Annotated in this window: 8 protein-coding genes; 5 read left to right on the top strand and 3 right to left on the bottom strand. The window is 36.5% G+C overall.

Going from position 1 to position 13,143, the window contains the following annotated elements:
- Positions 1-95 precede the first annotated feature (95 nt).
- Positions 96-1,574: an O-antigen ligase family protein gene (locus tag ACP6PM_RS30435; protein ID WP_426590617.1), complete on the bottom strand. Its 1,479-nt coding sequence runs from the start codon at positions 1,572-1,574 to the stop codon at positions 96-98.
- 231 nt (positions 1,575-1,805) lie between these two features.
- Between ACP6PM_RS30435 and ACP6PM_RS30440 the strand changes: the two genes are divergently transcribed.
- From ACP6PM_RS30440 to ACP6PM_RS30455, 4 genes are all read left to right on the top strand, one after another.
- A complete protein-coding gene (locus ACP6PM_RS30440) occupies positions 1,806-2,594 on the top strand; it encodes a class I SAM-dependent methyltransferase (protein ID WP_426590618.1) in 789 nt (262 codons plus the stop codon).
- A 26-nt stretch (positions 2,595-2,620) separates the two neighbouring features.
- Complete coding sequence (locus ACP6PM_RS30445; RefSeq protein ID WP_426590619.1) at positions 2,621-4,072, top strand: SLBB domain-containing protein; 1,452 nt, start codon at positions 2,621-2,623, stop codon at positions 4,070-4,072.
- 129 nt (positions 4,073-4,201) lie between these two features.
- Positions 4,202-6,433, top strand: a complete 2,232-nt coding sequence (locus tag ACP6PM_RS30450; protein WP_426590620.1) for a GumC family protein — start codon at positions 4,202-4,204, stop codon at positions 6,431-6,433.
- A 1,392-nt stretch (positions 6,434-7,825) separates the two neighbouring features.
- Positions 7,826-8,587 (top strand): PEP-CTERM sorting domain-containing protein, encoded by a 762-nt coding sequence (locus ACP6PM_RS30455; protein WP_426590621.1) that lies wholly within the window; start codon positions 7,826-7,828, stop codon positions 8,585-8,587.
- Positions 8,588-8,663: 76 nt separating this feature from the next.
- Here ACP6PM_RS30455 and thrB read toward each other — a convergent pair whose 3' ends face one another.
- Complete coding sequence (thrB, locus tag ACP6PM_RS30460) at positions 8,664-9,581, bottom strand: homoserine kinase (RefSeq protein WP_426590622.1); 918 nt, start codon at positions 9,579-9,581, stop codon at positions 8,664-8,666.
- 801 nt (positions 9,582-10,382) lie between these two features.
- On the opposite strand from thrB, the gene ACP6PM_RS30465 reads away from it, so the two are divergent.
- Positions 10,383-11,528, top strand: a complete 1,146-nt coding sequence (locus ACP6PM_RS30465; RefSeq protein ID WP_426590623.1) for an RNA-guided endonuclease InsQ/TnpB family protein — start codon at positions 10,383-10,385, stop codon at positions 11,526-11,528.
- A gap of 277 nt (positions 11,529-11,805) precedes the next feature.
- Here the strand turns inward: ACP6PM_RS30465 and ACP6PM_RS30470 are convergent.
- Positions 11,806-13,143 (bottom strand): hydantoinase B/oxoprolinase family protein (locus ACP6PM_RS30470; RefSeq protein WP_426590624.1); only part of this gene is annotated, 1,338 nt, incomplete at its 5' end.

Raw genomic sequence — 13,143 nt, forward strand, 5'->3', positions numbered from 1 at the left:
CCCTGCTGTTGAAGTACTAAAAAAATAATCTTCGAGGTAGAGATTTTTAATTCAAGATATTGGTAAATGAGTATGTAATCAATCCAGATATCTAGTCATGTTTTTATATTTCCTTTTTTTCTAGCTTCAGCAATCAATAAATTTTGATGATAAGGAAGTTTTTTTAACCCAGGTTCGACACGAAAAATTTTCCTTGAAGTTTTAAGGGAAATCCCAACAGCTACAAATATATAATAGTACCAATTATGATTATTCTCCACTAAAGGTATTTCTGTCAGGTTGGGGAAAACTATAAAAATTAATAATAAAATAGGCAAAACTGATTCCAGATTAGACTCTCGTTTTTGAGGAGAAGTTAAATATTGTATTGACTGAACTAAAGCCGTAAAAAAAGACAGAGCAAAAGCAGTAAATCCGATTAAACCTAAATCGATAATAATTTCTACAAAACCATTATGAGAATGAGGAGGAGTCCAGTATCCACTACCAGAAGGCATCCTTAATTCACCACTAATATGATTAGCTGCTGGATTATCAGCACCACGCCAAGGCTGCCAAAAACCATGAAATCCATAGCCTAACCAGGGACGTTTGGGAATTTTTTCTGCAAATAAATAAGCCCATAAAGGTGTTCTTCCTGTTAAAGTAATATCCTTGCCCAAACCATCAACAATTATAGCTTCTAAGTTATTTGTAATAACAATAAATCCACTAATAGATAGGATGAGAAAAAGTACAACAAAAAATAAACTCCATTGAAAAGGTAACTTCTTGAGAAATCTTACTGACAAAACAGTGATTAGACCAATTAAAAATTGTACCTGCCCACCTCCTGATCCTGTCATTTGCAGAACAAAAAGTGAGTACAAAACTACCCCTACAGATAACCAACGATTTTTAGGATTTTCAATTGCTTCTAATCCCCATAAAATAGCATTTAAAGCCATCAAAGCTGCTAATTTATTTGGGTGGTCAATAATGCCTTGCCAGCTATTTTTTGCTGGATTAATACCAATTGCTGGCTTGAATTTACTATAAAAAGTACTGAGAATAGCTGTTACTACTAAACCCCATCGTAGTAAAGTTGATATCTCACGATAAGAATATTGTTTAATAATGTAGGTAGAAAAAATTGTAGTTCCTAGCCAAACCAAACTATATTTTAAAGTATAAATAGGACTATTAGACCAACCAAATGAAAGAAATATTAGAAATAAATATAAACATAAACCTGGATTTTTTTGTAATAAAAGAGCTACTAAATCAAGATAATATTTGAGAGTATATTTTAATCGTGGTGAGAGAATAAAAAGCAATGCTCCATATAACCCTAATTGAACTATCATAGATGGCAAACTTTTTGCAGGGTGAGCTAGAGCAATAGGATGAAATGTAGAAAAAGGAGAAATACCTAATCCTGGCATCATAAATAAATATAATCCAACTACAAACTTTTCTGCCAAAGCTCCCAACTTTTGATTACGACTAACTGCCAGAAAAGCTAGGAGTAGATATATTACCCCACATCCTAAAATTAGCAGTAAAATTATTGGATTTTTCAGTAGCTCTTTCATAATTAGCTACAATTTAATTCTAAAAAACTCATTATTTACTTTCTCCTGAATTCTCCTAGTTAGTAATTTTTTTAGACCGTCGAAAATCCTTAAATTTTGCTATACCAAAACTTCTAATTTAATCTACATAATTATCATATTCTTAGTTTTATATACTAAAATTAAATAAAGTTCTGGTTATTGTTAGGCCAGTAAATGTTATTCACTAATATTAACAAGGAAAATTCGCAGATGAATACAGGAGTAGAAAAACAAAAAGAGACATTTGAGGATATATACTCAAAGTCTAATAATTGGTCTTATTGGGATGATACTGACCCCCTAACTAGATATCTACTTGAGAGAAGACTTCATATAGCAGTCAAACATCTAATGAAAATGACTAATTCATTACCTCAAGACTGGGATGTATTAGTTATATGTGGTGGGGTAGGTGGAGAAGGTACTGTCTTAGCTAACATGGGTTTTCGCTCAGTTACAGTTTCAGATATATCTGAAAATGCAATACAGGGATGTCAAATCAGAGACTCACGACTCAAAACAAAAGTTATGAATGCCGAAAATCTAGACATACCAAATGAATCTTACGATTTAGTCTTAGTACAAGATGGACTACATCATCTGCCTCGCCCAGTTCTTGGTTTAACAGAGATGATTCGAGTGGCCAAGAAAGCAGTAATTATGATTGAACCTCATGCTGGAATAGTCGCAAATTTGCTAGGAATGGAATGGGAGGATCATGGCGGTGTAGTTAACTATGTATTTCGGTGGAATAAATTAATGTTTGAACAAGCAGTTAAGAGCTATGTTTTGCAAGTGCCATGCCAGATCGAAGTAATTCGTTTATGGAATCATAATTTAGTTATGGATAAGGTAGGAAAAATTTTTGGTGGTGGCCAAAGCGGCAAGGTAGTTGTGCAACTTTGTTATTCTTTATTAGATTTGTTTACTAGATGGTTAGGAAATACGACGATCGGATTATTCATCAAGAATTCCCCACTTGAGAATCACAAGCAATAATTAATTTACACTCGGGAGTAATGTAGATGCGGGTTTCCCTGATTACTAGATTTTTATTAGGTCTAAGTTACTGGAACTTATTTAGTCTAATACAGTTAGATTGTACTATAGCACAGCCAGTCAATCAAAAAAATGATTCGGTCTTAGAATTAGTAGAAACAGATTCAGGTCTAAGTAATAGTGCATATCGGTTAGGTGGTGGAGATACAATTAACATTGATATACTGGGCGTACCTGACTATAGTGGGGACTATCAAATTCCAGCAGATGGGCTAATAGACTTACCTTTGGTGGGAAGTGTTAATCTTGAGGGCTTAACAATTATCGAAGCTAGCAATGCTATTTCTAGCAAATATGCAAATGTTCTCAAACGCTCCATTGTAGCAGTGAAACTTAAAGCTTCTCGGCCTTTCAATATCTGGATTTCTGGGGAAGTAAATCGACCAGGTTCTTATGCAGTGGCCTTAAAATCTGGTGTGGGGCAAAATCCCGGAACTCAATATTCTACAGTACTTCAGGCAATAGAACAGGCTCAGGGAATCACTCTAGCTGCGGACATACGACAAATTAAAATTCGTCGCCCCCAAAGAGGAAATAAAGAGGTAATTATAAATGTTAATCTTTGGGAAATGCTGAGAAGTGGCGATCGCTCTCAAGATATTACCTTGCGAGATGGAGACTCAATTTTTATACCGAGTACCCAAAGTATAAATCTACAGGAAACACGGCAAATAGCTACAACTGTTTTTGCTATTCCTATAGATCGACCTCGAAATGTGACAGTCGTGGGAGAAGTTGAACGTCCTGGTGCTTATGTTGTCCGTGGAGGAGATACAGGAGCCGACTTTAATGTGAGCGGGCAACCTACTGTAACAAGAGCAATTCAGTTAGCTGGAGGAATTAAACCACTAGCTGATATTCGTCATATCCAACTGCGACGACAGACGAGAGCGGGAGCTATCCAAAAAGTAAATTTAGATTTATGGGAACTACTACAGAGTGGAGATATTAATCAAGATGCAATTTTGCAGCAAGGAGATACGATCATAATTCCCACAGCTCCAGATATCGACCCAGCAGAATCACCTGAATTAGCAGCAGCTAGCTTTGCTCCTGATGAAATAGAGGTTTCAGTAGTAGGGGAAGTCAGACAACCAGGACAAGTTAAACTTCCGCCAAATACTCCTTTGAATCAAGCTATATTAAAAGCAGGAGGATTTAATAGAAGTAGGGCAAGGAGGAATTCTGTGGAGCTAATTCGCCTGAATTTCAACGGTACTGTTTCTCGACAAACTATAGTTGTTGATTTTGCTTCTGGAGTTAATGAAAAAACTAATCCCATGCTGCGCCAGAATGATGTTGTTATTATTAGTAGGAATGGGATAGCTGCTCTATCAGATACATTAAATACTACATTTGAATTTGGAGTGAGTACCTTATCAGTGCTGAGATTTTTTGAGGTATTTGGTGTTCTTTAGCAGGCAACATTAAAATCAACTCCCATGCCGGATTAATTACACACCCTATTAACTTCCTGTTCCCTATTCCCTATTCCCTATTCCCTCTCTCAAAATAGTAAATTAATATTTAATCAAGCAGCATTGGATATGGATTATGAAACTAATTATGAACAAATTGCACATAATAATAACACTCAGCAACTATCTCCTTCATTTACTAGAGCTAACCAAACAAACCTAGAAGATAATGAAGATGAAAATTTTGACTTAGGTTGGATTTTTGCTGTTGTTCGCCGTCGTCTATTGATTATGGCAGGTATAGGATTAACACTAAGTGTAGTTGCTGGAGGATTAATTGTTAAAAGTGCCCGTCAAATAGTTCCAGTATATCAAGGTTCTTTTAAATTATTAGTCGAGCCAATTACTGCTGAAGGGAGATTAGCTAGACTATTTTTAATGGCTCAAAATGTTGATGCTAGTGCAGATATCCAAAGAATTAAAATTGAAGACAATAGTCTTATAGATTATGAAACTTTAATTAGAGTATTAAAGAGTCCGACTATACTTGAACCTATAGTAAATAAATTGAATAATGAGTATCCAAATATTAATTATAACCTACTAAGGTCTGGCATTGATATTACTAGAATTAGCGTACAAAAAGGTTCTCAAGAACAAGGTACAAAAATTTTAGTAATTAACTATAAAAATAAAAATACAAAACAAATTCAAGTTATATTAGAATCCTTAGAAAAAGCTTATTTAGAGTACAGTTTAGAAGAACGTCTCACTAATCTACGTCAAGGAATTAACTTTATCAAAGAGAAACTGCCTAACTTAAGACAGCGTGTTGATATATTGGAAGGACAAGTACAAAAACTACGACAAAATTATAATGTATTTGACCCAACAAAAGCTGAGAAATTATTGTTTGAGCAGTCATTGAGTATTCAGAAACAACAAGTAACAGTTCAAGGGCAATTAGCAGAAAGTCGTTCGCTCTATAATCACCTACAACAACAGTTAGAAAATGGAGATATTATTGCAGTATTATCAGTAGAAAATAAAGCTTATGACTTCTTAATTAGGGAAATTCAGAAGTTAGAGAGTCAACTTGCTGCTGAGTCAACCCTATTTTTGGATGATAGCGAACCAATACAAATGCTACGAGAAAAGCAAAAAAATTTGAATGCTTTAGGGTATCGAGAGGCTAAAAGTATATTAGAAAAAATATCTGGTAAAATTGAAGAACAAGAAGCTAAGGAAAGAACTTTGGCTGAAAGTATTACTAAACTGAATGAACAACTTAGAGAACTACCAATAGTAGCACGTCAATATGGAGATTTAGAAAGAGAATTAGAAGTTGCTACGAATACTCTCAAAGAGTTTCTGTCTAAACTAGAAGCATTAGAAGTTGATGCTGCTAGACAAGAAGTTCCTTGGCAAGTAATTCAGGCAACACAATTGTTAAAAGATACAAATGGCAATCTTATACCTACTGAATATACACAAACAAAACGTCAATTAGCTGTAATAGTAATTGTCAGTGTATTGCTAGGTGTTGGTGCAGGTTTTCTGATAGAAGTTTTAATTACAGTCTTCCACACTCCAGAAGAAGTCAAAACAGCTACCAAACTTCCTGTACTAGGAATGATTCCTCTAGCCAAGGAACTCAAGAAACCGCTCAAGGGTAAGAGAAAAAAAGTTCCTGTGTTAACGGCTAAGAATGGAAATGGGAACCATCTTGTTGAGCACTATGCTATGGAGCTAATTTACAGTAATACTCGCTTGTTGGAGGCTTTTCGATCTTTTTATACTAATATTCGTTTGCTCAGTTATGACAAATCACTTCAGTCTTTGGTAATAACTTCCTCTACATCTAAAGATGGTAAGTCTACTGTTGCTGTTAACTTAGCTCAGATAGCTGCTGCTATAGGTCAGAAAGTTCTGTTAGTAGATGCTGACCTGCGAAACCCACAAATTCATTCACGTTTGAGTTTGCCTAATTTACAGGGGTTTAGCGATGCTCTTACTACAGATCTTAGTTTGAATGATGCGATCCAGCGATCGCCTATAAATGATAACCTATTTGTCTTAACTGCTGGTCAAGTCCCACCAGATCCGATTAAGTTGCTCTCATCTAAAAAGAAGCAATATTTGATGGAACAATTTCAAGCTTTTTTCGATTTAGTCATCTATGATACGCCCCCACTGGATAATTTAGCAGACGCAAATTTAATGGCTGCTCATGCGGATGGAACTATTGTAGTGGTAGCAATTGAAAAGACAGATCGTTCGATTTTGATGAAAGCTTTAGAGGGATTTAAAATTTCTGGTGGTTCAGCATTGGGGACAGTTACCAATTTTATTAAAAGGTGAGATATTCCCACTATTGATTGCAACAATTAGATTTAGGCTTTTCAGCAACTTTATATAGAACCCCTAAGCGTATCTTTGCAATATTAAGTTTTTTGAGCAGGAGTCAGGAGTAGGGAGGGGTTAAATTTGAGTTGAGGGCAGATTTTTTCGGAAAAACTGATCCTTAAAAGACTTGCCAATAGTAATTAGGTAGTGTGTCAAGGAAGTGTGGTTTGTGTGGGGAGGTCCGGGTAGGGAGACGCTCGAAAGTAGGAGGAATAATTGTACCTGTACCTCTATCTTTTTGTGCTTGTCTGCCTTTCGTCCTAACTTTTTGGTCTTAAAGGCTGAATTCTTTGCACTTTTTTCGCTCCAAAAATGCTAAAACCTCTATATATCAGTGCTTTTAGATTAGATTTGCCAGCCCTACTTGACGAATCCCACACATTACGCGCTCTGCACAACCAGTAATTATATAGATCTCAAATGGGTTCTATATATCAAATCTGTAGCATCAGTAATGTTGCAATAGTAGGGGCGGGTTCCGCGTTAAATTAATGATGTTCACCACCAGATGATATCAACCCGCCCCAAAGGATATAATGAAAAAATTAGCTGTGTTATTCCACTACGCTGATGCTATCGCTTGCTCTTGCCTTCTACGGAGGAGCTTTCGCTAACAGTCATGGGGTTTCTTCCGGAAAAGGCTAAACTGTTTTTCTCTTTTTACTTCTACCTCTAATCAACTGCTAAGTAGGCGAGCATCAAGAAACGCAAGATTTAGAGGGTGGATTTTGAGAACTAGATGGCTATTAGGTCAAGGTTTTCGGTTAAACCCGCCCCTACAATTTTTTTTACGTTTAATAGACCTACCAATTTAATGGCCATTAAACACAATCTGAATAGGTGGTCTATTTTTTCTGTCCAATTTCATCTAGCTGTGTCCTATTTGCTAAGTCATTAAATATTCCAGTGTCAGTGGTATTAACTATCTAAATTTCCGTATTTTCACTAGAAAAAAAATGCTGGACTGCCAAAGATAAGTATATTTATTGAGTTAAAATAATCCCTTCAATTATTGCTTTTTATTATTAGAAAAAATCCAAGTATATTTTCGTATATTAGTCGAAAAACTAGGATATATATCAGTGGAAATATTGAGGAATTAAACTTGTTTTTAAAGTTTTAAATAAGAATAAGATTTGCGATTAAAAACACTTGCTTTTGAAATTTAAAGCAGCTATATTGGCTTTAAAGCTAAGATATAAGAGTTCAAATAACAAGTTTTAAATACTTCTTAGCTGTGCTTATCTAGAAATTTATTGTTAATTTTTTTCAACTAATGAGTTGTCAAAAAACATTTATTAGACCAAAACAAACCAGACATTAAATAATTTAATCGGAGGACTAAAAATGAAAACTAAACTATCTATATTCTTCACAGCTATTGTTGGTGGTTTAATCTCTACTATGCCTGCTCAAGCTGCTTCATTTGGTAACAATGGTATTATGTTTGACGAAGATACGGAAGTAAAATTTGATTTCCTACAATCAAATGGTTATTGGCAAGCAGAATTTGGTGTGCTGAACGTGGGTACAGGAGAGACAGAGATTTTGCTGAGTGAAGATTACAGAGCTGATTATGCAGCTGGATACACTGTAGATAGTGAAAACTTAGGTACAGCAGGTATTTCAGTTTTAAATACAACAAGTTCTTTCACATTCTTAGCTGGTCAGGAATATTCATTGTTCGTAAAGAACTGGGACTTAAATCAAAAAAATGAAGATGGTACTAAAGGCGGATATATCTACCAATATTCTACAACCTCTCTAAACCCAGAGTGGTTACTTAAGAGTCCAAAAGTTTCAGAGGATGGAGATATCACCATTATAGAAAATGACTTTGACCCTACCCTGAATGGTCAACTTGTTAATGGTCAGGTCAGAGCTTTATTTGAACCATATGAAGGAGACTCAATAAATATTCTCTTTGAAGACAACACAACATGGGGCAACAACGACTTCGATGATTTCGTAGTCCGAGCAACATCAGAGACAGAGAGCTTTGGTGGAGGTATTCTATCTGAGTCAACTCCAGAACCTGCAACATTAGCTGGTTTAGGTATGGTAGCTGGTGCAATGTTCCTATCTCGCTCCCGTAAAAAACAAAAGTAATTGCTTTGATACTGATATACCCAACTCAGAGCGTGGCATCTACTCTATTGTTTGGATGCTCAAAAAAATAATTATCCTAGCTACAAGCTACACCTCTACTATCAATTTCCAAAGCTTGTACTTCTGTCACTACCCCCTGATTTTTCCAAGCTTCAGTCATTGCTGTTACTACTGTTGAACTTGCCGATGAATTTGTCAGTGCTAATAAAGTTGGACCTGCACCACTGATTACTATTTCATAAGCACCAGCATTTAAGGCAGCAGAACGCACAGACTCATATCCTTTAATTAGAGATTTACGGTAGGGTTGATGAATTTTATCTTGCATTCCAGCTTGCAACCACTCTCCCCGACCAGTTTCTAAACCTCTTAACAAGATCCCGAAATGGGCACAATTAAATATAGCATCAGCGCGACTGTATTCTTTTGGTAGAACCTGTCGCGCTTCTGCTGTTGAAAGTTCAAAGTTGGGAATTGCTACTATTGGCACAATATTGGGATGCCAGGGAATGTCGCATATTTCCCAACCTGTGGGAGTAGAAGCAGTTAAACGACAACCCCCCAGTAAGGCAGGTACAACATTATCTGGGTGTCCTTCAATGGCGATCGCTAAGTTCATCACTTCAGTTTGGCTTAAAGGATTACCTGCTAGTTGATTTGCTGCCATTAAACCTCCGACTATTGCAGTGGCCGAACTTCCTAATCCTCTGGCTAATGGTACACCTAAGTCTATTTCAATTAGCACAGATGGGGGATTTTGGTTGATATATTCATATAATTTTACAAATGCTTGATAGGCAAGATTGCTTTTATCTGTGCTTACTCGTGGGGCTTCTTTACCTGTAACGGTCATTTTTACTTCTATTGCGCTATCCGCAATAGAGAATTTAAAGCGGTTATATAAGGAGAGGGCGGCACCGAGGCAGTCGAAACCTGGGCCTAAGTTTGCGGTCGTTGCGGGTACGGTAACTGTGGTTGAGAAAGGTTTGGTCATTTCAGTTATCGGTTATTAGTAGCTTTTTTGATAGCTATGCTTTGTCAGTATCTTTCTTAACATAGAAGTTGACAAAGAAGTAGTTACTTTTAAGCGTATCTTTGTACCTTGATTTTTCGGTTGTGCATCAGTAAAGTGTGGGATTCGTCAAGTAGGGCTGGTCAATAATCATCTAAAAGCACTGTAAAGAGTGAGTTTTTCGGATTTTTGTCTGGAAAAAAGTGCAAATTTTCAGCCTTTAATACCAAAAAGTTAGGACGAAAAGCAGACTTGCACAAAAAGATACAGGTACAATTATTCCTTCTACTTCCCACCCGGACCACACTTCCCACACTTCCTTGACGCACTACCGATTTTTCTTTCTACAGCCTCAGCGGTCGCGAAGCGGAACGGAGTTCTATCGCTCTCCAAACTATACTATTTTAAGTTGAATAAAAAATCATGTGTATATACGAACAACCCCAGTTAATCTTGATGATATCAAAAAAATTGTGGGGATGCAACTAAATTTCTTCTGACGCGCCGATTTTTTCAGGAGCTTGAGAAAATGAAAATCTTTCTGCTTTTTCAGTGAGAATAAATGGAAAAATTTTAGTGGAGAAAAACAAGTCATAGCAATGTGCAGTTAGATATTTACAAATTAAAGCTATCAAAGCTATCAAATGCAGTAAGGGAAAAAATGTACAAAAAATTATGTATAAATAGGGTTTGCGATTGGAAGTTTTTTTTGTAAGGGTAAATAACAGCTTGACAAAATCTGTGATTATCTATTATAATCTCTGATTATCTATATTTGATTTTATGCTACTAGGATTCAAAACTGAATTACACCCAAATCACAGGCAAAAAACGTTACTGGCTAAACACGCTGGTGTAGCCCGCCATGCTTATAATTGGGGACTATGGTTGACTAGGAACATCCTTAATCACAATTCAAATAATCCTGATAGTAAACTTAAATTTCCCACATCTATCGACCTGCATAAGCTTTTGGTAGCAATGGTTAAACCATTAAACTGTTGGTATTATGAAGTATCTAAAACAGCACCCCAATATGCTTTGATATATTTATCATCAGCTTGGCAACGTTGCTTTAGTAAAGTGTCTGGTCAACCTAAATTTAAGAAAAAAGGTAGAGACGATAGCTTCACTTTAGATGGCTCAATATCAGTAGGTTTTAATCAGATTAAATTACCAAGAATTGGGTGGATTAAAACTCATGAAGTTTTACCAGATAACGTTACTCCTAAATCTGTAACTATTAGCAGGAAAGCTGATAGATGGTTTGTCAGTTTCAAAGTAGAAAGAGAATCTCAAATTACTGAGAAATCAGTAGATATAGTTGGTGTAGATTTAGGAATTAAAACTTTAGCAACATTGTCAACAGGGTCTGTGTTTGATGGTGCGCTGAGTTACAAAAAGTTAGAATCTAAACTATCACGATTACAATACCTAAACAGGCATAAAACCAAGTTTTCCAAGAACTGGAAAAAAGCACACCTAAAAATAGCGAGACTACACAAAAAGGTAGCTGACATCAGGAAAGATACATTACATAAACTAACAACCTATTTGGCTAAAAACCACAGTCAAATAGTGATAGAAGACCTGAATGTATCAGGAATGATGGCAAACCATAAGTTAGCTAAGGCTGTTGCTGACATGGGTTTTTACGAGTTCAGAAGACAGTTAGAGTACAAGTGTGAGTTATACGGTTCTGAACTAATCATCGTTGATAGATGGTTTCCGAGTTCTAAAACCTGTTCGAACTGTAGAACTGTAAAAGAGTCTCTGTTGTTATCAGAGCGCATTTTCAATTGCGAACACTGCAATTTTAGTTGTGATAGAGACTTGAATGCAGCGTTAAATTTAGCTATGGCGGTCAGTTCGACCGTGACAGCCTGTAGACTGGATAACGCCGACGTTGCCAGGTTGAAGCAGGAATAGAACAGACTATCTATAGATAATCATAGATTTATATAGATAATTGTAGGTTTCTAAGAACGGTAGGAGCTAGGAGCTAGGAGTTATTTAGGTGAGCCGTCTCCTTGGCGATGTACAGAATAATATTATGTCAGGATGAACAGTTATAAGTAATTAGGAAGGAGTAGTCAGAAGTAAGGAACAATTATTCCTCCTACATTCTCTGTCTTCCCACCCTCCGCACACTCGGCACCCTCCCCACACTTTACTTTTTTCAGCAAACTCCAATTAGAGCAAGAATTTAACTTCTAACTTCACCATTTCCCCCACCACCTGGAGTTTCAATCACAAATACATCACCCACATTCATCTCCACAGTAGCAATACCTCCCAACTCCTCAACTTTCCCATCATTCCGTTCCACATAATTTTTTCCTACTAAACCATCACCCCCTCCATTCAAACCAGGGGGAGAAACGACGCGACGACCCGATAATATTCCGGCAGTCATCTCTTCCAAAAAACGCATTCGCCGAATTACTCCATCACCACCTTTATATAAACCTTCACCTCCACTACCAGAACGTATGGCAAAACTTTCCAGCAATATGGGAAACCGCCATTCCAAAACTTCGGGGTCGGTTAAACGAGAGTTGGTCATGTGAGTATGTACTGCATCGGTGCCATGAAAGTTTATACCTGCACCGGAACCTCCACAAATAGTTTCATAATATTGATATTTACTATTACCAAAAGTGAAATTATTCATAGTTCCTTGAGATGATGCCATTATCCCTAAAGCATTATATAAAGTATCAGCGATCGCTTGGGAGGTTTCTACATTTCCTGCTACTACTGCTGCTGGATATTTTGGGTCTAACATACTACCTTGAGGAATGATAATTTCTAATGGTTTGAGACAACCTGCGTTGAGAGGAATATCATCATCAACTAGGGTACGAAAGACATATAATACTGCTGCTTTACAAACTGCGGTTGGTGCGTTGAAGTTGTTGGAAAGTTGGGGATATGTACCTGTGAAGTCTATTTTTGCACTCATATTTTTTTTGTCAATACTGACAGAAATTGATATTTTATTACCGTCATCTAGGATAGAGGTGGCTGTTTTATTGGTGAGTGATGAAGATAGTTTTTTTATGGCTTGACGTACTGAGTTTTCGGCGTTATCTTGAACAAATTTCATGTAAGCTTGTACAATTTCTAAGCCATAATGTTCTGTCATTTTTTGTAGTTCTTGTACGCCTTTTTCATTGGCAGCTACTTGTGCTTGTAAGTCGGCGATATTTTGGTTGGTGTTTCTGGCAGGATATTTGCCGGATGTGAGGATTTTTAGTAGCTCTGTTTCTTGGAATTTTCCGTTTTTTACAAGTTGAAAATTATCGATTAATATTCCTTCTTCTTCGACTGTTTTACTGTGGGGAGGCATGGAACCTGGAGTAATTCCGCCAATATCTGCATGATGTCCGCGGGAGGCGACATAAAATATGGGAGTTTCTATTTTTTCTCTGTTTTCCGGGGAAGTTAGGAGAATATTTGTCTGATTCTCTGAAATTAAATTTTCATTGCTAGGAAGGTTGGCAGACTTTAATTTTTGAGTAGTAGATTTATCGTCTAAAGC

The sequence above is a fragment of the Dapis brunnea BLCC-M229 genome (genome assembly GCF_050015995.1).
Classification (GTDB): domain Bacteria; phylum Cyanobacteriota; class Cyanobacteriia; order Cyanobacteriales; family Microcoleaceae; genus Trichodesmium.